Origin of the sequence: Bradyrhizobium sp. CCBAU 53421, from assembly GCF_015291625.1 — a bacterium.
Lineage (GTDB): Bacteria > Pseudomonadota > Alphaproteobacteria > Rhizobiales > Xanthobacteraceae > Bradyrhizobium.
In genome coordinates this window covers 8,644,218-8,664,695 of the sequence record NZ_CP030047.1, presented here as the reverse complement: position 1 = coordinate 8,664,695, position 20,478 = coordinate 8,644,218, and the positions used below count along the sequence as shown (strand labels likewise).

The 20,478-nt window shown below is 65.2% G+C and carries 20 protein-coding genes; 18 read left to right on the top strand and 2 right to left on the bottom strand.

All coding sequences use genetic code 11. The annotated features are described in order from the left end of the window. Positions 1-88: 88 nt before the first annotated feature. The 11 genes from XH92_RS40130 to phoB all read left to right on the top strand — a co-directional run bounded on the left by XH92_RS40130 (position 89) and on the right by phoB (position 10,215). Positions 89-679: a TetR/AcrR family transcriptional regulator gene (locus XH92_RS40130; protein ID WP_194456953.1), complete on the top strand. Its 591-nt coding sequence runs from the start codon at positions 89-91 to the stop codon at positions 677-679. Next, entirely contained in the window at positions 676-1,584 is a 909-nt protein-coding gene (locus XH92_RS40125; protein WP_194456952.1) for a haloalkane dehalogenase, read from the top strand. The genes XH92_RS40130 and XH92_RS40125 overlap by 4 nt, the downstream gene beginning before the upstream one ends. 19 nt (positions 1,585-1,603) lie before the next feature. Next, positions 1,604-1,831, top strand: coding sequence for an Rdx family protein (locus XH92_RS40120; protein ID WP_194456951.1), 228 nt, complete (start codon positions 1,604-1,606; stop codon positions 1,829-1,831). A gap of 353 nt (positions 1,832-2,184) precedes the next feature. Then, positions 2,185-3,240, top strand: a complete 1,056-nt coding sequence (locus XH92_RS40115) for a lysylphosphatidylglycerol synthase domain-containing protein (protein ID WP_245452840.1) — start codon at positions 2,185-2,187, stop codon at positions 3,238-3,240. An 84-nt stretch (positions 3,241-3,324) separates the two neighbouring features. After that, positions 3,325-4,638: an ATP-binding protein gene (locus tag XH92_RS40110; RefSeq protein WP_194456950.1), complete on the top strand. Its 1,314-nt coding sequence runs from the start codon at positions 3,325-3,327 to the stop codon at positions 4,636-4,638. A 136-nt stretch (positions 4,639-4,774) separates the two neighbouring features. Further along, entirely contained in the window at positions 4,775-5,785 is a 1,011-nt protein-coding gene (pstS, locus tag XH92_RS40105; protein WP_194456949.1) for a phosphate ABC transporter substrate-binding protein PstS, read from the top strand. Between the two features lie 230 nt (positions 5,786-6,015). Beyond that, positions 6,016-7,005 carry a phosphate ABC transporter permease subunit PstC gene (gene pstC / locus XH92_RS40100; protein ID WP_194456948.1) on the top strand — a complete coding sequence of 330 codons (990 nt, stop codon included), beginning with the start codon at positions 6,016-6,018 and terminating at the stop codon, positions 7,003-7,005. Between the two features lie 4 nt (positions 7,006-7,009). Continuing rightward, positions 7,010-7,855, top strand: coding sequence for a phosphate ABC transporter permease PstA (gene pstA / locus XH92_RS40095; protein ID WP_194456947.1), 846 nt, complete (start codon positions 7,010-7,012; stop codon positions 7,853-7,855). Then, positions 7,852-8,670 (top strand): phosphate ABC transporter ATP-binding protein PstB, encoded by an 819-nt coding sequence (gene pstB / locus XH92_RS40090; RefSeq protein ID WP_016844065.1) that lies wholly within the window; start codon positions 7,852-7,854, stop codon positions 8,668-8,670. The genes pstA and pstB overlap by 4 nt, the downstream gene beginning before the upstream one ends. Positions 8,671-8,681: 11 nt before the next feature. Continuing rightward, on the top strand, positions 8,682-9,398 hold the full coding sequence (phoU, locus tag XH92_RS40085) for a phosphate signaling complex protein PhoU (protein ID WP_024578984.1): 717 nt from the start codon (positions 8,682-8,684) through the stop codon (positions 9,396-9,398). Between the two features lie 106 nt (positions 9,399-9,504). Beyond that, positions 9,505-10,215, top strand: coding sequence for a phosphate regulon transcriptional regulator PhoB (gene phoB / locus XH92_RS40080; RefSeq protein ID WP_016844067.1), 711 nt, complete (start codon positions 9,505-9,507; stop codon positions 10,213-10,215). A gap of 237 nt (positions 10,216-10,452) precedes the next feature. Here the strand turns inward: phoB and XH92_RS40075 are convergent, their stop codons facing one another. Next, entirely contained in the window at positions 10,453-10,965 is a 513-nt protein-coding gene (locus tag XH92_RS40075; RefSeq protein WP_021076557.1) for a GcrA family cell cycle regulator, read from the bottom strand. A gap of 487 nt (positions 10,966-11,452) precedes the next feature. On the opposite strand from XH92_RS40075, the gene XH92_RS40070 reads away from it, so the two are divergent. From XH92_RS40070 to XH92_RS40060, 3 genes are all read left to right on the top strand, one after another. Further along, on the top strand, positions 11,453-12,661 hold the full coding sequence (locus XH92_RS40070; RefSeq protein WP_194456946.1) for an aspartate aminotransferase family protein: 1,209 nt from the start codon (positions 11,453-11,455) through the stop codon (positions 12,659-12,661). Next, a complete protein-coding gene (gene argF, locus XH92_RS40065) occupies positions 12,661-13,587 on the top strand; it encodes an ornithine carbamoyltransferase (protein ID WP_194456945.1) in 927 nt (308 codons plus the stop codon). Before XH92_RS40070 ends, argF begins: the two co-directional genes overlap by 1 nt. 211 nt (positions 13,588-13,798) lie before the next feature. After that, positions 13,799-14,800: an Hsp33 family molecular chaperone gene (locus XH92_RS40060; protein WP_194456944.1), complete on the top strand. Its 1,002-nt coding sequence runs from the start codon at positions 13,799-13,801 to the stop codon at positions 14,798-14,800. Positions 14,801-14,907: 107 nt separating this feature from the next. Here the strand turns inward: XH92_RS40060 and apaG are convergent, their stop codons facing one another. Then, entirely contained in the window at positions 14,908-15,306 is a 399-nt protein-coding gene (gene apaG, locus XH92_RS40055) for a Co2+/Mg2+ efflux protein ApaG (RefSeq protein ID WP_194461661.1), read from the bottom strand. Between the two features lie 273 nt (positions 15,307-15,579). Between apaG and XH92_RS40050 the strand changes: the two genes are divergently transcribed. The 4 genes from XH92_RS40050 (at position 15,580) to glpK (ending at position 20,438) form a co-directional block, all read left to right on the top strand. Then, positions 15,580-16,845 (top strand): OpgC domain-containing protein, encoded by a 1,266-nt coding sequence (locus XH92_RS40050; protein ID WP_194456943.1) that lies wholly within the window; start codon positions 15,580-15,582, stop codon positions 16,843-16,845. Next, entirely contained in the window at positions 16,842-17,615 is a 774-nt protein-coding gene (locus tag XH92_RS40045) for an SGNH/GDSL hydrolase family protein (RefSeq protein ID WP_194456942.1), read from the top strand. Before XH92_RS40050 ends, XH92_RS40045 begins: the two co-directional genes overlap by 4 nt. 14 nt (positions 17,616-17,629) lie before the next feature. After that, positions 17,630-18,643 carry an SGNH/GDSL hydrolase family protein gene (locus tag XH92_RS40040; protein WP_194456941.1) on the top strand — a complete coding sequence of 338 codons (1,014 nt, stop codon included), beginning with the start codon at positions 17,630-17,632 and terminating at the stop codon, positions 18,641-18,643. A gap of 292 nt (positions 18,644-18,935) precedes the next feature. Beyond that, positions 18,936-20,438, top strand: a complete 1,503-nt coding sequence (glpK, locus tag XH92_RS40035; protein WP_194456940.1) for a glycerol kinase GlpK — start codon at positions 18,936-18,938, stop codon at positions 20,436-20,438. The last annotated feature ends 40 nt before the right edge of the window (positions 20,439-20,478 follow it).

Here is a 20,478-nt window from a genome sequence, read left to right as displayed (position 1 = left end):
CAGGTCTGAGCGGCATCGCCCGGCGCGGGCGGGCCGCATTCATTTGGCTGCTTGACATCAATACGTACGTACGTATTAAATGCTGCCTATGCCAAAACCCTCTCTCCGCGATGCCATCCTCGACGCCGGCCTGAAGGAAATGTTCCGAACCGGGTATCATGGCACCAGCGTGCGCGACGTCACTGCCGCGGCCGGCGCGCCGCAGGGCTCGTTCACCAACCACTTCCGCTCGAAGGAGCTCTTCGCGTCGGAAGTGCTCGACCGCTACTTCCTCTATGTGCGCGGCCTCGTCACGGAAGCGCTCGGCGACACGACGCTGCCGCCGCGCGACAGGCTCCGGCGCTATCTCGATCTGATCACCGGCAAGCTGGCGCATGACGGCTTCACCCGCGGCTGCCTGATCGGCGATTTCAGCCTCGAGGCGTCGGGCTCGAGCGAGATGCTGCGCGCGCAGCTCGACGAGATCTTCCGGGAATGGCGCGCGCCGTTCGCGGCCTGCATCACTGAGGCCCAGGCCAAGGGCGAGATTGCGTCCGACTTCGATGCCGACGCGCTGGCCGATTTCCTGCTCGCATCCTGGCAGGGCGCGATGCTGCGCATGAAGGTCGAGCGCAGCGCGGCCGCGCTCGAGCGTTTCAAGACGATCGCCTTCCAAACCGTGTTCAAGGAGTTGCCATGACCATGTCCGCCGATATCAGCCTGCATCATCGCGCCGTGCTCGGGAGCACGATGGCCCATCGCGAGCTTGGGCGCAGCGATGCGCCGCACGTGCTGTTCCTGCACGGCAATCCGACCTCATCCTATATCTGGCGCAACATCATGCCGCTGGTGGCGCCGGTCGGGCACTGCATCGCGCCCGACCTGATCGGCTACGGCCAGTCCGGCAAGCCCGACATCGCCTACCGCTTCTTCGATCATGCGGATTATCTCGATGCGCTGATCGACGAGCTCGGCATCAGCTCGGCGTATCTCATCGCGCAGGATTGGGGCACGGCGCTCGCGTTCCATCTCGCGGCGCGCCGTCCGCAACTCGTGCGCGGGCTCGCCTTCATGGAGTTCATCCGCCCGATGCGGGACTGGTCCGACTTCCACCAGCACGAGGCCGCCCGGGACACGTTCCGGAAATTCCGCACGCCGGGAGTGGGCGAGGCGATGATCCTCGACAACAACGCGTTCGTCGAACGCGTGCTGCCCGGCTCGATCCTGCGTTCGCTCAGCGAGGAGGAGATGGCCGCCTACCGTGCGCCGTTTGCGACCCGCGAGAGCCGCAAGCCGACCCTGATGCTGCCGCGTGAGCTGCCGATCGCGGGCGAACCTGCCGATGTCGATCAGGCGCTCACCGCGGCGCACGCGGCGCTCGCGGCATCGACCTATCCGAAGCTGCTGTTCACGGGATCTCCCGGAGCGCTGGTGTCGCCGGCCTTCGCCGCGGATTTCGCGGCCAGGCTGCAGCATTGCGCGGTCATCCAGCTCGGCGCCGGTGCGCATTACCTGCAGGAAGATCATCCGGAGGCGATCGGCCGCTCGGTTGCAGGCTGGATCGCCGGGATCGAAGCCGTCAACGCGCAACATCTCGCAGCATGAGTGGATGGGAGAGGACGCCATGACCGAGCTTTCGATCATCTATTGCCGTCCCTGCGGCTATGAGAAGCGCGCCAGGGCCGCCGCCGCGCTGCTGCACGAACGGCTCGGGCTCGATCCCGAGCTGGTGCCCGGCAGGGGCGGCGTCTTCGAGGTCAAGCTTGACGGCAAAGTGATCGCCAAGCGCGTGAAGGGGCATTTTCCCGATGCCGCCGAAATCGTCACCGCGGTGGCTGCGGCACGGGCATAAAAATCTACACAGGCTTGCTTCGTCGCCGTCGCATGACCATTGCGGCGGCAATTTTCGTTGCGCGGGCGCCGCGGCGTCGCTCCTGCTCCCGTAGTTTCCCGGATGGTCTTGTGTGCCGTTCGGCCGGCTAACTGCCGCACGTCGATGTCAAGCCTTGTCGAAGGTGGCGGGAAACGCGCATATTTGTGTACCCGCTGTCATGAATCATTCCTAATATCTTGAAGATGCGCGTTTTATTGTCGTTTGGCGAATTCCACTCCGGCTTAAAACGCGCTACAGGGGTCGGGGCACAGCGAAGCGCCGGCGGGGTTCGCCCGGGAGCCGTCGTCGCGGGATCGCAATTCGAGGTCTAGATGCTGGAAGCAATACGCAGGGCGATGGCGTTTCTGCGCCAGAAGCAAATCCTGCATCGGCTGGGTGTTGTCATCAGCATCGCCGTCATCGGCATCGCCTGCTACGTCCTCTATCATATGCTGCGCGGCATCGACACCAACGAGGTGCTCGAGGCCATCAAGAGCACCGAGCCGCGACAAATCGCGCTGGCGGGACTGTTCGTCGCGGCCGGCTACTTCACGCTGACCTTCTACGATCTGTTCGCGGTGCGCGCGATCGGCCACGCCCACGTGCCCTACCGCATCAATGCGCTCGCCGCATTCACCTCCTATTCGATCGGCCACAATGTCGGCGCCAGCGTCTTCACCGGCGGCGCGGTGCGCTACCGGATTTATTCGGCCTGGGGACTGAACGCGATCGACGTAGCCAAGATCTGCTTCCTCGCCGGCCTGACCTTCTGGCTCGGCAATGCCGCGGTGCTCGGGCTCGGCATCGCCTACCATCCGGAAGCCGCCGCCAACATCGACCAGCTGCCGCCCTGGCTCAACCGCACCCTGGCCTGCGGCATCATCATCGCGCTGGTCGCCTATGTGGTCTGGGTCTGGACCCAGCCGCGGGTGGTCGGCCGCGGCCCCTGGACGGTGACCCTGCCGGGCGGCCCGCTGACGCTGCTGCAGATCGCGATCGGCATCGTCGACCTCGGTTTCTGCGCGCTGGCGATGTACGTGCTGGTGCCGGACGAGCCCAATCTCGGCTTCGTCGTTGTCGCGGTCATCTTCGTCTCGGCGACCCTGCTCGGCTTCGCCAGCCACTCCCCCGGCGGGCTCGGGGTGTTCGACGCCGCCATGCTGGTCGGCCTCTGGCAGATGGATCGCGAGGACCTGCTCGGCGGTATGCTGCTGTTCCGCCTGCTCTACTATATTGCGCCGTTCGTCATATCTGTAATCTTGCTGACGTTTCGGGAGGTTATCGTCGGCGCCCGACTCAAACGGCTGCCGCAGACTGATTCGGGTCCCCGCGCCGAGCCGCATCACGAGGCGGTTCTGGTCCGCAAGCGCGGTGATTCCGGGGTCTGATGAAGCGGCCCGATGCCTCCCGAGGGAAGGTCGACGTGACCGCGCCTGGGCGAGACATGAACCGACGGGATGAAAGCCGCCGCGATGGCAATTGACGATACGCCGCAATCCATCTTCTCGCCCTGGCCCGACCGCCTGCGCCACTCCGCGCTGATCCTGCTCGCTGCCGCGCTGGCGCTGAGCGTCGTGGTCGCGCTCGGCGAATTGTCGCTGGTGCGCGCCTGCGCGGTGTTCGTCTGCATCGCGGCCGCGGCGCTGGTGCCGTGGCGGCTGCACGATGCCGGAACCTCGCGCGAGGATGTCCGCGGCGGCAATCCGGTCGAGGCCGCCGCCGTCAGCGCCGTCGTCGCCGGCATGCCGGATCCGGCCGTGCTGCTCGATCGTGCCGGCCGCGTCATCCATCTCAATGCCGCCGCGTCGCAGCTTGCGCCGGCGCTGCGCAAGAACGAACTGGCGCAATTTGCCCTGCGTTCGCCGGAGATTATCACCGCATTGCGCGAGGCGATCGCGACCACCGAGCCGCGCCGCGCCACCTACACCGACCACGTTCCCGTCGATCGCTGGATGGAGTTGGTGATCACGCCGGTGCCGGTACCGACCCAGTTCGGCGGCACCGAGAAGTGCATGCTGATGACCTTCCACGATCTGACGCCGCTGCGCCGGGTCGAGGAGATGCGCGCCGACTTCGTCGCCAATGCCAGCCATGAGCTGCGCACGCCGCTCGCCGCGTTGTCCGGCTTCATCGACACGCTGCAGGGGCCGGCGCGCGAGGACGCCCGAGCGCGCGAGCGCTTCCTCGGCATCATGCACACCCAGGCCACCCGCATGGCGCGGCTGATCGACGACCTGCTGTCGCTGTCGCGGGTCGAGCTGTCGGCCCATGTGCGGCCCGAGGCCTCGATCGATATCGTGCCGATCATCCGCCAGGTCGCCGACGGGCTCGAGGCGCTGGCCAGCGAGCGCCAGGTCGAGATTGACGTCGACCTGCCGCAGGCCCCGGTCACGATCGCCGGGGACCGCGAGGAACTGCTGCGCCTGTTCGAGAACCTGATCGAGAACGCCCTCAAATACGGCGCCTCGGGCGGCCGCGTCATAGTGTCGCTCAATCAGGCCGTTTCGGGCGCATCGGGTGAGGGGAGCCCCGAAATCCGTGTCATGGTACGGGATTTCGGCCCCGGCATCGCCCCGGAGCACCTGCCGCGGCTGACCGAGCGCTTCTACCGCGTCGACGTCGGCGACAGCCGTAACCAGGGCGGAACCGGCCTCGGATTATCGCTGGTGAAACATATTCTTAACCGTCATCGCGGGCGTCTTGTGATCGAGAGCGTGCCGAGGAATGGCGCGACTTTTACCGCCTGTTTTCCCCGGCCGAAGACCCCGTTGCTGACCCAAAGCTAAGTATTTTCAGCTGCTTAGAGCTGTCATCCAACTGTCATCCAACCTTCGTAAAAGCAGCACCGACCGCTCCTAGATGGACCGGCGTGAGCGCGATCGGGCGCGTTCGGCGCTTCGCTCACAAGATGGAGACCACCCCATGAATTTCATCAAAGCAATCGTCGCTGCCGGCATGGTGGCCGCTTCGACGTCGGCCTTCGCTGCCGATATTACCGGCGCGGGCGCGACGTTTCCGTTCCCGATCTATTCGAAGTGGGCTGACGCCTACAAGAAGGAGACCGGCAACGGTCTGAACTATCAGTCGATCGGCTCCGGCGCCGGCATCAAGCAGATCCAGGCCAAGACCGTGACCTTCGGCGCCACCGACGCGCCGCTCAAGGCCGAGCAGCTCGAAAAGGACGGCCTGGTTCAGTGGCCGATGGTGATGGGCGCGATCGTTCCGGTCGTGAACGTCGAAGGCGTCAAGCCGGGCGATCTCGTGCTCTCGGGCGAAGTGCTCGGCGACATCTATCTCGGCAAGATCACCAAGTGGAATGACGCCGCGATCGCCAAGCTCAATCCGAAGCTGACCCTGCCGGGCGACGCCATCACCGTCGTGCGCCGTTCGGATGGTTCGGGCACCACCTTCAACTTCACCGACTACCTCTCCAAGTCGAATGCCGACTGGAAGTCCAAGGTCGGTTCGGGCACCGCGGTCGAGTGGCCGGTCGGCGTCGGCGCCAAGGGCAACGAAGGTGTTGCCGGCAACATCAGCCAGACCAAGAACGCGATCGGCTATGTCGAATACGCCTATGCCAAGCAGAACAAGCTGACCTACACCGCGCTGGTCAACAAGGCCGGCAAGACCGTGCAGCCGACCATCGGTGCCTTCCAGGCCGCCGCGTCGAACGCCGACTGGGCCAAGGCCCCCGGCTACTACGTGATCCTGACCGACCAGCCGGGCGAAGCCTCCTGGCCGATCACCGCGGCGACCTTCATCCTGATGCACAAGGACTCGACCGACAAGGCGGCCTCGCAGGAAGCGCTCAAGTTCTTCAAGTACGCCTTCGAGAAGGGCGACAAGGCGGCCGAAGAGCTCGACTACATCCCGATGCCGGACTCGGTCGTCAAGCTGATCGAGAAGACCTGGTCCTCGGACATCAAGAGCTAAGTCCGACGCTTCGAACAAAGCCTGTGCCGCCTCCTGAGCGCGGCACAGGCTGAGCGACCAAGACCCGGGCTCCGTCACCGCCGCAAGAAGGGCGGCCGGAGCCCGGGATTCGCGCCCCGGGAGGCGCAACCGGAACGACGCCCGGCCTTATGCGTCAGATGAAGATCGCTCCGGGGGCGTGGCGGTTTGTGCAGGTTTCAAATAAAAAAGAGGGGATTGGCGTGGCAGACATGGCTGTTCAGAGCGATGTAATGGAAGCCGCCGGACCTTATGATCGCGCCAAGGCCCTCAGCGCTTTCAAGCTTGGTGATCTCACCTTCTATTGGATCACCCGCGTCTCGGCGATCTCGGTCCTGTTGATCCTCGGCGGCATCATCCTGTCGCTGATCGTTGGCGCCTGGCCGGCGATGAAGGAATACGGTTTTGCCTTCCTCTGGACGCAGCGCTGGGCGCCCTCGGCCGATCCGCCGGTGCTCGGTGCGCTCGGCCCGATCTACGGCACGCTGATCACCTCCGTCATCGCGATGCTGATCGCCATTCCGGTCGGCATCGGCATCGCCGTGTTCCTCACCGAGCTCTGCCCGCAAATGCTGCGCCGACCGATCGGCATCGCCATCGAGCTGCTCGCCGGCATCCCCTCGATCATCTACGGCATGTGGGGCTTCTTCGTGCTGGGCCCGTTCCTCGCCAACACGTTCCAGCCCTTCATGATCCGGCTGTTCGAGGGCGTCCCGGTGCTGGGCGCGGTATTCGCCGGCCCGCCGTCCTATCTCAGCTTGTTCAACGCCGCGCTGATCCTTGCCATCATGGTGCTGCCCTTCATCACGGCGATCTCGGTCGACGTGTTCAAAACCGTGCCGCCGGTCCTGAAGGAGGCCGCCTACGGCATGGGCTGCACCACCTGGGAAGTCGTTCGCAGCGTCGTGATCCCCTACACCCGGGTCGGCGTGATCGGCGGCATCATGCTGGCGCTCGGCCGCGCGCTCGGCGAGACCATGGCGGTGACCTTCATCATCGGCAACTCGTTCCGGATCTCGTCGTCGATCTTCGCGCCGGGCACCACGATCTCGGCGGCGATCGCCAGCGAATTCGCCGAGAGCGACGGCCTGCACCAGTCCGGCCTGATCCTGCTCGGCCTCCTGCTGTTCGTGCTGACCTTCTTCGTGCTCGCCGGCGCGCGGCTGATGCTGATGCGGCTCGAAAAGAAGGCGGGGAAGTAACGCCATGAACCCGATCTACAAATCCCGCCGCCGCAGCGACATCGTCATTCGCGCATTGTGCGTCGGTGCGGCGCTGTTCGGCGTCACCTGGCTGGCGCTGATCCTGATCACGCTGCTCTACAACGGCCTTGCCGGCCTCAGCGTGCAACTGTTCACCCAGAACACGCCGCCGCCCGGCTCGACCGATGGCGGCCTGCTCAACGCCATCGTCGGCTCGGTCATCATGACCGTGATCGGCGTCGGCATCGGCGCGCCGCTCGGCCTGTTCGCCGGCACTTACCTCGCCGAATACGGCAAGCACGACAAGCTCACCTCGGTGATCCGCTTCATCAACGACATCCTGCTCAGCGCGCCGTCGATCATCATCGGCCTGTTCATCTACGGCGCGGTGGTGGTGCCGATGCGCGGCTTCTCGGCGATCGCAGGCAGCCTCGCGCTCGCCGTGATCGTGATCCCGGTCGTGCTGCGCACCACCGAGGACATGCTGCTGCTGGTGCCCAATCCGCTGCGCGAGGCGGCCTCGGCGCTTGGCCTGCCGCGTTCGCTGGTGATCAAGCGGATCGCTTATCGTGCGGCCCGATCGGGTCTGATCACCGGCGTGCTGCTGGCGACCGCCCGCGTCGCCGGTGAAACCGCGCCGCTGCTGTTCACCGCGCTGTCGAACCAGTTCTTCAGCTGGGACTTGACCAAGACGATGGCCAACCTGCCGGTGACCATCAACAACTTCGTGCAGAGCCCCTACGCCTACTGGAAAGAGCTGGCGTGGAGCGGCGCATTGCTCATCACCTTCACCGTGCTCGCGTTGAATATCGGCGCGCGTATCCTTGGTGCCGAAAGGGCCGCAAAATGACCGAGCTTTCTGTCTCCACGACTGCCGCGGGCCACGTTCCCCAGGTTCCGCTTCCGGAAGCGCCGCCGAAAGTCACGGTGCGCAACCTCAACTTCTATTACGGCGAGCACCACGCGCTGAAGAACATCAACCTGACGCTCGGCACCAACCGCGTCACGGCGTTCATCGGCCCGTCGGGCTGCGGCAAGTCGACCCTGCTGCGCATCTTCAACCGGATGTATGATCTTTATCCGGGCCAGCGCGCGGTCGGCCAGCTGATGCTGGACCAGACCAACATTCTCGATCCCAAGCTGGACCTCAATCTGCTGCGCGCGCGGGTCGGCATGGTGTTCCAGAAGCCGACGCCGTTCCCGATGACGATCTACGAGAACATCGCCTTCGGCATCCGCCTCTACGAGAAGATCTCGAAGTCCGAGATGGACGACCGGGTCGAGAAGGCGCTGCGCGGCGGCGCGCTGTGGAACGAGGTCAAGGACAAGCTGAACGCCTCCGGCCTGTCGCTCTCCGGCGGCCAGCAGCAGCGCCTGTGCATTGCGCGCACCGTGGCGGTGCGTCCCGAGGTGATCCTGTTCGACGAGCCGTGCTCGGCGCTCGATCCGATCTCGACCGCCAAGGTCGAGGAGCTGATCCAGGAGCTCTCCGAGGACTACACGATCGCGATCGTCACCCACAACATGCAGCAGGCGGCGCGCGTCTCCGACAAGACCGCCTTCATGTATCTCGGCGAGCTGATCGAGTTCGACGACACCAACAAGATCTTCACCTCGCCGAGCGATCGACGCACCCAGGACTACATCACCGGCCGGTTCGGCTGAGGAGAGAGATGATGGCTTCTGAACATACCGCCAAGGCATTCGACAGCGACCTGCAGGAATTGACCCGCCTGGTCGCCGAGATGGGCGGGCTCGTCGAGCGGATGATCACCGAGTCGGTCGATGCGCTGATCCGGCGCGACGTCGCGCTCGGCAAGCGCGTGGTCGCGGCCGACATCGAAATCGACAATCTGCAGCGCGTCATCGAAGAGCGCGCGGTGCTGACGATCGCCCGCCGCCAGCCGATGGCTATCGACCTGCGCGAGATCGTCAGCGCGATGCGCGTCGCGACCGACCTCGAGCGGATCGGCGACCTCGCCAAGAACATGGGCAAGCGCGTCGCGGCGCTGGAGAGCGATTTCCAGCCGCTGAAGCTGATCCGCGGCCTCGAGCACATGACCGACCTCGTGCTGTCGCAGGTCAAGTCGGTGCTCGACGCCTATGCCGCGCACGATCTGCCGGCGGCGATGAACGTCTGGAAGGGCGACGAGGAGGTCGATGCGATCTGCACCTCGCTGTTCCGCGAGCTGCTGACCTACATGATGGAGGACCCGCGCAACATCTCGTTCTGCATCCATCTGATGTTCTGCGCCAAGAACATCGAGCGGATCGGCGATCACGCCACCAACATCGCCGAGACCGTGTTCTACATGATCGAGGGCCAGCAGATCACCGACAAGCGCCCGAAGGGCGACATGACCAACTTTGCCACCACGGTGCCGGGCAACTAGGTGTGCGATCCGCGACAAGCCGCTTGCGCGGAGATTATGCTGAAGGAAGTAGGCGTTTCGGTTTGCGTCAGGGCAACGGATCACCACAGAGAAAGAACTTAGACCGATGAGCGCACGCATTCTGGTAGTCGAAGACGAGGAAGCGCTGACGACGCTGTTGCGCTACAACCTCGATGCGGAAGGCTACGATGTCGAAACGGTGGGGCGCGGCGACGATGCCGATACCCGCCTGAAGGAGCGCGTTCCCGACCTCGTGGTGCTGGACTGGATGCTGCCGGGCCTGTCCGGCATCGAGCTGTGCCGCCGCCTGCGGGCACGGCCCGAGACCAAGCAGCTTCCGATCATCATGCTGACCGCGCGCGGCGAGGAGAGCGAGCGCGTGCGCGGGCTTGCCACCGGCGCCGACGACTACATCGTCAAGCCGTTCTCGGTGCCGGAATTGCTGGCGCGGGTGAAGGGCCTGCTGCGTCGCGCGAGCCCGGAGCGGCTAGCGACCGTCTTGACCTATGGCGACATCGAGCTCGATCGCGAGAAGCGCCGCGTGGCGCGCTCGGGCCGTCCGATCGATCTCGGGCCGACCGAGTATCGGCTGCTCGAATTCTTCCTCGAGCATCCCGGCCGCGTGTTCAGCCGCGAGCAGCTGCTCGACAGTGTCTGGGGCCGCGACATCTATATCGATGAGCGTACCGTCGACGTGCATATCGGCCGCCTGCGCAAGCTGCTCAATCCGGGCCGCGAGCAGGATCCGATCCGCACCGTGCGCGGCGCCGGCTACGCGCTCGACGACCGCTTCGCGAAGGCCGAGCCGCAGCCGTAAGGCTGTGCGGCAATCTCAAGCCGCACCGGTGTCGTCCCGGCGAAAGCCGGGATCCATAACCACGAATGGGTGTTGTTAGAAAGCCGTCTGGCCGCTTGCCGATTGCGTCGGCCGCGGCGTATGCGTCCCGGCCTTCGCCGGGACGACACCGGTGATGCAGCCGGGCTACGCGTCTCACAAAAAAATCCCCGCTTCCGCGGGGATTTGTTTTTGCAGTCCAGGCTGGTTTCCCGAGTGCTACTTGATTTGTGGCTTTGCCGACGGCCGGCGGCGATCGGCAGCGGGCTGGTAGGCGACGCGCGAGTGATGCGCGCAATAGGGCAGGCCGGCGAGCGCCTTGCCGCCGCAGAAGAAGAATTCCGGGCTCGAGGGATCGCCGACCGGCCAGTGGCAAGTGGCCTCGTTGAGCTCGAGCAGCGACAGCCGCTGGCTCATCGGCACCACGTTGTCGAAGGAGATCGGATCCGGCTCCATCTCGACCTCGAAGGCATGGGCGAGCGCGGTGTTGCCGCGCGAGACCGGGCGAGCCACCCGCATCATATGCTGGGCGGGGCGCGCCTTGCGCTGCCGCGGAGCAGCCGTGGAGGGGGCCTTGGCGCGGCCGGAGAGGCCGAGCCGATGCACTTTGCCGATCACGGCATTTCGCGTCACATTGCCAAGTTCCGCTGCGATCTGGCTGGCCGAGAGGCCAGACTCCCAGAGCTTCTTCAGCTGCTCGACGCGATCGTCGGACCAGGTCAATACAGTCATCGCATTCTTCCTTTCGCATGGCGCCGGCCAGTCATTGGAGCGGCGCTGCGAGCCAAATCTGGACAAATATCCCTGCGGCCAGAATCCCTTAGCCCTCGCCGGGCACGGTGTTGCGCCCGAACGTTTACGCGAGACACAAAGGCTACTTAGAGGGTCCAGTACTGCCGCACGAGATGTCGTACCCGACAGGCCAAACGCTACAATATGGCGTGACTCAGGCGCAAGAGTCCGCGGCCGTGCGTCCACATGTTCCCACACAGTTAAGCATTGCTGTGAGGCTTTTCCACCGCACCGGAATGCCCCGGATTGCGCCGGTTTCGCATTGCAGGAAGGGCGGTTCGTGACGATTGACACCGACTGACCGCAGCATAGAATGCCCGCCACGTGCCGCCCGCAAAGGCGGCCGTTTTGTTTTCCGAAGCTGGCCGTTGCTGCGCTGGCGTCAAGGCGCGCGGCAATTGTCGGCTTGAAACCGGCAGTGAACGCCATGACCAACAGCGCCTCGTCGCATCTGCTCCCCGTCTTCGCCCGGGTCGATCTCGGCTTCGAGCGCGGTGAGGGCGCCTGGCTGATCGCAACCAACGGCGACCGCTATCTCGATTTCACCTCGGGCGTCGCAGTGAACGCGCTCGGACATGCGCATCCGCATCTGGTCAAGGCGTTGCAGGAGCAGGCGACCAAGCTGTGGCACATGTCGAACCTGTTCAAGAGCCCGGACGGCGAGGTGCTGGCCGCGCGGCTGTGCGAGCAGAGCTTTGCCGACTTCGTGTTCTTCTGCAATTCCGGCGCGGAAGCGATGGAGGGCGTGATCAAGCTGGTCCGCCACCATCACTTCTCGAAGGGGCATGGCGAGCGCTATCGCATCATCACTTTCGAAGGCGCCTTCCATGGCCGCACGCTGGGGACGCTGGCTGCGACCGGCTCGGCGAAATACCTCGAGGGCTTCGGCCCGCCGATGGATGGCTTCGATCAGGTGCCGCATGGCGACATCGAGGCGGTGAAGAAGGCGATCGGCCCGCACACCGCCGGCATCCTGATCGAGCCGGTGCAGGGCGAGGGCGGCGTCCGTTCCGCGCCGCAGGCGTTCTTCAAGACGCTGCGCGCGCTGTGCGACGAGCACGGCCTGCTGCTGGCATTCGACGAGGTGCAGACCGGCATGGGCCGCACCGGCGACCTGTTCGCCTACAAACGCACCGGCGTCACGCCGGACGTGATGTCGCTGGCGAAGGCGCTCGGCGGCGGCTTCCCAATCGGCGCGGTGCTGGCGACCGCACAGGCTGCGGCCGGCATGGCGCCGGGCTCGCACGGCTCGACCTTCGGCGGCAATCCGCTCGCGGTCGCCGCCGCCAATGCCGTGCTCGACGTCATGCTGAGGCCCGGCTTCTTCGAGCACGTGCAGAAGATGTCACTGCTGCTCAAGCAGAAGCTTGCCTCCGTGGTCGACCGCTATCCGGGCGTGCTGTCGGAGGTGCGCGGCGAGGGCCTGTTGATCGGCGTCAAGGCCGTGGTGCCGTCGGGCGATCTGATCGCCGCGCTGCGCAACGAGAAGCTGCTCACCGTCGGCGCCGGCGACAATGTGGTGCGGTTCCTCGCGCCCCTGATCGTGACCGAGGCCGAGATCGACCAGTCGATCACCTCGCTCGAGCGCGCCTGCTCTGTGCTATCGGCGGCGCAGCCGAAGAAGGCGGCCGGATAATGAGCAAGCCGGTCCGTCACTTCCTCGACATCAACGAGTTGCCGCTCGGCGAGCTGCGCAACATGCTCTCGGCCGGAGCCGCCATGAAGGCGAAGCTGAAGGCGCATGAGAAGGGCAGGAAGCCGCTCGAAGGCAAGACGCTGGCGATGATCTTCGAGCGCCCGTCGACCCGCACAAGGGTGTCGTTCGACGTCGGCATGCGCCAGCTCGGCGGCGAATCCATCATGCTGACCGGCGCCGAGATGCAGCTCGGCCGCGGCGAGACCATCGCCGACACCGCGCGCGTGCTGTCGCGCTATGTCGATGCGATCATGATCCGCATCCTCAACCATGACGCGCTGCTCGAGCTCGCCGCGCACGCCACCGTGCCCGTCATCAACGGCCTGACCCGGCGTTCGCATCCCTGCCAGGTGATGGCCGACCTCATGACCTATGAGGAAAATCGCGGCTCGATCGAGGGCAAGACGGTGGCCTGGACCGGCGACGACAACAACGTGCTGGCCTCCTGGGCCCACGCCGCCGAGCGCTTCAAGTTCAACCTCAATATCGCGACGCCGCCGGAGCTCTCGCCGAAGAAGCCGATGCGGGACTGGATCAAGGCGACCGGTGCGCCGATCATGCTCGGCACCGATCCGGAAGCCGCCGTGCGCGGCGCCGACTGCGTCGTCACCGACACCTGGGTGTCGATGGGCGACAAGGAGGGCGAGCACCGCCACAACGTGCTGCGGCCTTACCAGGTCAATGCCAAGCTGATGTCGCTCGCCAAGCCGGACGCCCTGTTCATGCACTGCCTGCCCGCGCATCGCGGCGAGGAGGTCACCGACGAGGTGATCGACGGGCCGCAATCCGTGGTGTTCGACGAGGCGGAAAACCGCCTGCATGCGCAGAAGGGCATTCTGGCCTGGTGTTTTGACGAGGTCGCGTAGTCGTAGATCAGTAAGCGTTGTCGTCCCGGGCAAGCGCAGCGCGACCCGGGACCCATAACCATCGCTGTCAATTGTTGTGAAGGCTGGGGCCCCAGCTTGATGCAGCAACTCACATTGGTGGTTATGGGTCACTGCTTTCGCAGGGACGACGGATAGATCCGATCCGGTGAACCCCTTTCGTTTTGCCGTCCGAGACCCCAGATAGAGCGCCATGGTTTCACAATCCCCCGACATCAAAATCCAGCCCGAGACGCCCATTCGCGCGCCGTCTTCGGTTCCTGTCGACGATGCCGTGCTGGCCTTCGAGGTCGGCGCGCTGGACCTGCGCGGCCGGCTGACCCGGCTCGGCCCCGCGCTCGACGAGATCCTGCACAAGCACGATTATCCGCCGGCGGTCGGCAAGCTGCTCGGCGAGGCCATCGTGCTGACCACGCTGCTCGGCTCGTCGGTCAAGTTCGAGGGCCGCTTCATCCTGCAGACCCGGACCGAAGGTCCGGTCTCGCTGCTGATCGTCGATTTCCAGGCGCCCGACAGGCTGCGTGCCTATGCGCGCTACGATGCGGCACGCCTCAAGGAAGGCCAGAGCTCGGGCGAGCTGCTCGGCAAGGGCCACCTTGCGATGACCATCGATCAGGGCTCGAACACCAGCCGCTACCAGGGACTGGTCGCGCTCGACGGCGGCGGCCTGGAAGAGGCGGCCCACGAATATTTCCTTCGCTCCGAGCAGATCCCGACCCGGGTGCGGCTCGCGGTCGGCGAGGAGATGCGCGGCGGCGAAGGCGGCAAGCTGCGCTGGCGCGCCGGCGGCATCCTGCTGCAATTCCTGCCCAAGGCGCCCGAGCGCGCCAAGCAGGCCGATCTGCATCCCGGCGATGCGCCGGAAGGCACGGCCACGCACAGCGTGCCGGATGACGATGCCTGGGTCGAGGGACAGTCGCTGATCTCGACCGTCGAGGACGTCGAGCTGATCGATCCCGATCTCTCCGGCGAGCGGCTGCTGTACCGCCTGTTCCACGAGCGTGGCGTGCGCGTCTTCAACCCGCAGCCGCTGCGCGCGCAGTGCTCCTGCTCGCGCGATGCGGTGTCGTCGATGCTGAAGAGCTTCGCGCCGAACGATCGCGCCGAGATGGTCAAGGACGGCAAGGTCGTCGTGACCTGCGAGTTCTGCTCGTCGGTCTATGAGTTCACGCCGCTGGAAGCGGGCGTCGAGTAACAAGTCTGTCATGGCCGGGCTCGACCCGGCCATCCATCATAGCAAAAGCGTTTACTGAAGCGATGGATCGCCGGGTCGAGCCCGGCGATGACGCGCATGGCCGTGCGTCAGTTCAACACCCTTTTCCCGTCCGGGCTTGGGCTATCCAGCGAAAAAGTCGGCACGTCGATATCGAAGCGTTCGCCGGCTTCGGTGACCATCTGGTAGCTGCCGGTCATGAAGCCGGAGGCGGTCGGCAGCGGCACGCCCGAGGTGTATTCGAAGCGCTCGCCGGGCGCGAGCACCGGCTGCTCGCCGACCACGCCCTCGCCACGCACCTCCTGGCGGCGGCCGGTGGCGTCGGTGATGATCCAGTGCCGTGTCCGCAGCTGCACCGTTTCCGGGCCCGAATTGACGATCACGATCTTGTACGACCAGAAATACTCGCGCCGGTCGACCGACGAGCGCTCCGGCATGAAGTTCGGCTCGACGGTGACTTCGATCTGGCGGGTAACGGCACGGTACATTCGGCTCAATCCGATGGTCTTGCTGCGTGATCCGTTTTCGACCGGATCACGCTCAAACAGTGCGCCATCATAGCCAATTGGCCAGCCGGAACCAATCGCCAGCCGGGCCGTGAAAAGCCGGTCCTGCGGCGGTCCGTTCATCGCGGTTTCAACATAGTTCCGCTCTAAAGCGCGGCCGCATGTCGCCGCAGTCTGTGCTTTGTCGGCAAGTCGTGGACCGATATTATCTTTTCAGCTGGGGATGCGGGGCGTCCGCGGCCGACACGGTGCTTGATGAGCTCGATTGCCGATCCCATAGCCGGTTCGCCGGTGGCTGACGCCAAAACCGACGCCAAGGCCGATGCCGAGGTGAAGGCGAAAGCTGCGGCGCCCGCGATCACGCTGCCGGCGACCGGCGAGCGCGAGCTCAGGCTCGATCTGTTCCGCGGGCTCGCGCTGTGGCTGATCTTCATCGATCACCTGCCGACCAATCTTTTGACCTGGCTGACGATCCGCAATTACGGCTTCTCCGACGCCACCGAGATCTTCATCTTCATCTCCGGCTACACCGCGGCCTTCGTCTATGGCCGTGCGATGCTGGAGGGTGGCTTCGTGATCGCGACCGCGCGCATCCTGCGCCGGGTCTGGCAGATCTATGTCGCGCATGTCTTCCTGTTCACGATCTTCCTCGCCGAGATCTCCTATGTCGCGACCTCGTTCGAGAACCCGCTCTACAGCGAGGAAATGGGGATCATGGACTTCCTCAAGCAGCCGGACGTCACCATCGTGCAGGCGCTGCTGCTGCGCTTCCGCCCCGTGAACATGGACGTGCTGCCGCTCTACATCGTGCTGATGCTGTTCCTGCCGCTGATCCTGTGGCTGATGAAGTGGAAGCCCGACGTCACGCTCGGCCTGTCGGTGCTGCTGTACGCGCTGACTTGGCAGTTCGATCTCTATCTCTCGGCCTATCCGAACGGCTTCTGGGCGTTCAATCCGTTCGCCTGGCAATTGCTGTTCGTGTTCGGCGCCTGGTGCGCGCTCGGCGGCGCGCGGCGGATGTCGCGGATTCTGTCGTCGAACATCACGATGTGGATCTGCATCGCCTATCTGGTCGCGGCGTTCTTCGTGACGCTGACCTGGTACGTGCCGCAGCTCGGCCACATCATGCCGAAGGTGGTCGAGCAATGGATGTATCCGATCAACAAGACCGACCTGGACGTGTTGCGGTTCGCGCATTTCCTGGCGCTCGCCGCGCTCACGGTGCGCTTCCTGCCGCGGGACTGGCCGGGGCTGAGGTCACCCTGGCTGCGACCATTGATCCTGTGCGGCCAGCACTCGCTTGAGATATTCTGTCTCGGGGTCTTCCTCGCCTTTGCCGGCCACTTCGTGCTTGCCGAAGTGTCGGGCGGTGCTGCGCTGCACGCTTTGATCAGCGTTTGCGGCATCCTCATCATGTGCGGCATGGCGTGGATTATTTCGTGGTACAAGCACTCCGCCGACAAAGGCGCCTCGAAAAAAGGTGCCGCCGGCAACGCCGATCTGGCGGGAGGGGGAGCATGAAGTCCGCGCGGACGATGCTGGGCCTGATGCTGCTGGCCGCCTGTTTGGCGGCAGCGCCTGCACGCGCCGGCGACACCCCCGAGCAGCCTGCACCGGCGCCGCCCTGCGACGTGCCGGCCTATCTGCTTTCGAGCGAGAGTTCGCTGCCGAAGGTCACCGACGCGGTGAAGGCCAATCAGCCGCTCAACGTGCTGGTGGTGGGAAGCCGCTCCTCGACCATTCAAGGTAACGAGGCGAGCGCCTACCCGGCCACGATGCAGGCCGCCCTGAAGGAGGCATTTCCGGCGGCCAAGATCGATTTCTCCGTAGAATTACAGGCAAAAAGCACCGCCGAGGAGACCGCAGGAACCCTTGTTAAGCTTATCGAGGCAAAAAAGCCTACTTTGGTTATCTGGCAGACCGGAACAGTCGATGCTATGCGAGCAGTCGATCCCGACGATTTCCGTACCGCCATCAACGACGGCGTTGTTGCGTTGCGGGCCGCCGGGACCGACGTGGTGCTGGTCAATCTGCAATACAGCCCGCGTACGGAGACGATGATCTCTGCGCCGCCATATCTCGACAATATCAAGGTGGTGGCGCAGCAGCACGACGTTCCGCTGTTCGACCGGTTCGCGATTATGAAGCAGTGGAGCGACGCCGGATATTTTGACCTGTTCAGCACCTCGCACGGTGTCGATCTGGCCAAGAAGGTTCATGCCTGTCTCGGCCGCGCACTGGCGAAATTCGTGATCGATGCGGCCCATCTGGGCCCGGTGCAGCAGAATTAGAGGAAGCAGAGTAAATGCGTTTTGCCTTCCCTTTTCGCCTCGTAGCAGGGCGGAGCCTGTGCGCCGTTGCGGCGCTGGCGCTGCTTGCACCACTCTCGGTCGCGCCGTCGCGCGCGCAGACGGGCCAGGCCGACCAGCATGCGGCGTTGTCGGCTGGAGCAAAGACTGAAACAACCAAGACTGATGCGACGAAGCCCGCCAGGGTCGAAGCCGACGCGGCCAACCCGCAGCCGCAACCGGGCGTCGCTGCCAAGGCGCTCGACAAGGTGAAGCAGGTGGCGAAATCCGCCAGCGACATCTTCCACCGCGTGCCCTGTCATCAGCCGACCGGCGTGCCGAACAGCACCGGCTCGCTGCCGCATGTCGCGGCCAAGCTCGCCGCCGGCAAGCCGGTCGTGATCATCGCGTTCGGGTCGTCCTCGACCCAGGGCTATGGATCGTCGGCGCCGGAATTCACCTATCCGAGCCGGCTCGCCGCGCAGCTGCGCCGGCAGTATCCGTCCGCCGACATCACCGTGCTCAATCGCGGCAAGGGCGGCGAGGATGCGCCCGAAATGGTGAAGCGGCTGCAGACCGAAGTGCTCGACGTGCATCCCGACATGGTGATCTGGCAGGTCGGCACCAACGCGGTGCTGCGCAACCTCGATCCGTCGGAGACTGCCAAACAGGTCGAGGACGGCGTCGCGCGCATTCAGGCCGACGGCGCCGATGTCGTGCTGGTCGATCCGCAATACTCGCCGCGCGTCACCGAGCGCCCCGAGAGCGCGCGCGGCATGGTGAAGCTGCTCGGCCGCATCGCCGCGCTGCGCCATGTCGGCATCTTCCCGCGCTTCGAGGTGATGCGCGACTGGCACGAGAAGCAGGCGATCCCGATCGACGATTTCGTCATCGCCGACGGCCTGCACATGAATGACTGGGGCTACGCCTGCTTCGCGCAGCTGCTCGGCGACGACATCATCCGCTCGGTCGGCGCGATCAAGATCGGCGTCAACGTCCCCGCGGATGTGCGGACCTACCGGCCGATGTGATCGGCGGCTGCTTCTTTCCCGGCATCTAATCTGTCACCGTCACCCTGAGGAGGCCGCGGAGCGGCCGTCTCGAAGGGTCGACGGCCCGACTGTGGCCGTGCATCCTTCGAGACGCGCGGAGCCTGTCATCGGGCCGCGCTTCGCGCGGACCCGTTGGCGCGCCTCAGGATGACGGGATTGATACCGTAGCGGGGGCTTGCTTCGACCACCCCCGCCACACCACCAGCAATCTTGACCTCGCCGCGGTAATCCGCTCCCTTGGCGCCTCTACCAAGCCTCAAGGGAAACGCTCATGTCTTTCGTGCTGGCCATCGATCAGGGCACCACATCGTCGCGCGCCATGGTGTTTCGCAGCGACATTTCCATCGCCGCAGTCGCGCAGCAGGAGTTTCCGCAGCATTTTCCGGCCTCCGGCTGGGTCGAACACGAGCCGGAGGACATCTGGACCTCGACCGTGATGGTGTGCCGCGAGGCACTGGAGAAGGCCGGGCTGAAGGCAAAGGACATCGCCGCGATCGGCATCACCAACCAGCGCGAGACCACCGTGGTGTGGGACCGCGCCACCGGACAGGCCGTGCACCGCGCCATCGTCTGGCAGGATCGCCGCACCGCCGACATCTGCGCCAAATTGAAGAGCGAAGGCCATGAGCCGGCGATCTCGGCCAAGACCGGCCTCATTATCGATCCCTATTTCTCGGGCACGAAGGTCGCCTGGATCCTCGATCACGTGCCGGGCGCGCGCGAGCGTGCCGAACGCGGTGAGCTCTTGTTCGGCACCGTCGACTGTTATCTGCTGTGGCGGCTCACCGGCGGCCGGGTGCACGCCACCGACGCCACCAACGCCTCGCGCACGCTGCTGTTCAACATCCATACCGGTGCGTGGGACGACGACCTGATCAACCTGTTGCGCGTGCCGCGTTCGATGCTCCCTGAGGTCAAGGATTCCTCCGCCCGGTTCGGTGAGAGCACCGCCGACCTATTCGGCGGCCCGATCGCGATATCAGGCATCGCCGGCGACCAGCAGGCCGCGACCATCGGCCAGGCCTGCTTCGAACCCGGCATGATGAAATCGACCTATGGCACCGGCTGCTTCGCACTGCTCAACACCGGCACCACGCCGGTGGTCTCGAAGAACAAGCTGCTCACCACGATCGCCTACCAGCTCAATGGCCAGCGCACTTACGCGCTCGAAGGCTCGATCTTCGTCGCCGGCTCAGCGGTGCAGTGGCTGCGCGACGGGCTCGGCATCATCAAGCACGCCGCCGAGACCGGGCCGCTTGCCGACAAATCCGACTCGATGCAGAGCGTCTATTTGGTGCCGGCCTTCGTCGGCATGGGCGCGCCCTACTGGAATCCGCGGGTGCGCGGTGCACTGTTCGGCCTGACCCGCAACACCGGCCCGGCCGAGCTCGCGCATGCGACGCTGGAGAGCGTTTGCTACCAGACCTTCGATCTGTGGGCCGCGATGCGCACCGACTGGCCGGAGGCCAACGCCGCCAACACCGTGCTGCGCGTCGACGGCGGCATGACCGCGTCCGACTGGACCATGCAGCGGCTCGCCGATCTGCTCAACGCGCCGGTCGATCGCCCGATGATCCAGGAGACTACGGCGTTAGGGGCGGCCTATCTCGCCGGCTTAGAGGCCGGCGTCTATCCGGAGCCTGCGAAGTTCGCCGACAATTGGCGGCTCGAGCACCGCTTCCGGCCGGCGATGAGCGAGGCGACCCGCGATCGCAAGCTCGCGGGCTGGGCCCGCGCGGTGAAGGGCGTGCTGGCGAGCGACGAGGGGGAGTAGGGAAGCTTGAATCGCTTTGGCGGCAGACTCGCTGCACCTC

Coding starts and splice junctions, on each gene's coding strand:
- XH92_RS40130 (WP_194456953.1), top strand. CDS start 89: ATGCCAAAACCCTCTCTCCGCGATGCCATCCTCGACGCCGGCCTGAAG.
- XH92_RS40125 (WP_194456952.1), top strand. CDS start 676: ATGACCATGTCCGCCGATATCAGCCTGCATCATCGCGCCGTGCTCGGG.
- XH92_RS40120 (WP_194456951.1), top strand. CDS start 1,604: ATGACCGAGCTTTCGATCATCTATTGCCGTCCCTGCGGCTATGAGAAG.
- XH92_RS40115 (WP_245452840.1), top strand. CDS start 2,185: ATGCTGGAAGCAATACGCAGGGCGATGGCGTTTCTGCGCCAGAAGCAA.
- XH92_RS40110 (WP_194456950.1), top strand. CDS start 3,325: ATGGCAATTGACGATACGCCGCAATCCATCTTCTCGCCCTGGCCCGAC.
- pstS (WP_194456949.1), top strand. CDS start 4,775: ATGAATTTCATCAAAGCAATCGTCGCTGCCGGCATGGTGGCCGCTTCG.
- pstC (WP_194456948.1), top strand. CDS start 6,016: ATGGCTGTTCAGAGCGATGTAATGGAAGCCGCCGGACCTTATGATCGC.
- pstA (WP_194456947.1), top strand. CDS start 7,010: ATGAACCCGATCTACAAATCCCGCCGCCGCAGCGACATCGTCATTCGC.
- pstB (WP_016844065.1), top strand. CDS start 7,852: ATGACCGAGCTTTCTGTCTCCACGACTGCCGCGGGCCACGTTCCCCAG.
- phoU (WP_024578984.1), top strand. CDS start 8,682: ATGGCTTCTGAACATACCGCCAAGGCATTCGACAGCGACCTGCAGGAA.
- phoB (WP_016844067.1), top strand. CDS start 9,505: ATGAGCGCACGCATTCTGGTAGTCGAAGACGAGGAAGCGCTGACGACG.
- XH92_RS40075 (WP_021076557.1), bottom strand. CDS start 10,965: ATGACTGTATTGACCTGGTCCGACGATCGCGTCGAGCAGCTGAAGAAG.
- XH92_RS40070 (WP_194456946.1), top strand. CDS start 11,453: ATGACCAACAGCGCCTCGTCGCATCTGCTCCCCGTCTTCGCCCGGGTC.
- argF (WP_194456945.1), top strand. CDS start 12,661: ATGAGCAAGCCGGTCCGTCACTTCCTCGACATCAACGAGTTGCCGCTC.
- XH92_RS40060 (WP_194456944.1), top strand. CDS start 13,799: ATGGTTTCACAATCCCCCGACATCAAAATCCAGCCCGAGACGCCCATT.
- apaG (WP_194461661.1), bottom strand. CDS start 15,306: ATGTACCGTGCCGTTACCCGCCAGATCGAAGTCACCGTCGAGCCGAAC.
- XH92_RS40050 (WP_194456943.1), top strand. CDS start 15,580: ATGAGCTCGATTGCCGATCCCATAGCCGGTTCGCCGGTGGCTGACGCC.
- XH92_RS40045 (WP_194456942.1), top strand. CDS start 16,842: ATGAAGTCCGCGCGGACGATGCTGGGCCTGATGCTGCTGGCCGCCTGT.
- XH92_RS40040 (WP_194456941.1), top strand. CDS start 17,630: ATGCGTTTTGCCTTCCCTTTTCGCCTCGTAGCAGGGCGGAGCCTGTGC.
- glpK (WP_194456940.1), top strand. CDS start 18,936: ATGTCTTTCGTGCTGGCCATCGATCAGGGCACCACATCGTCGCGCGCC.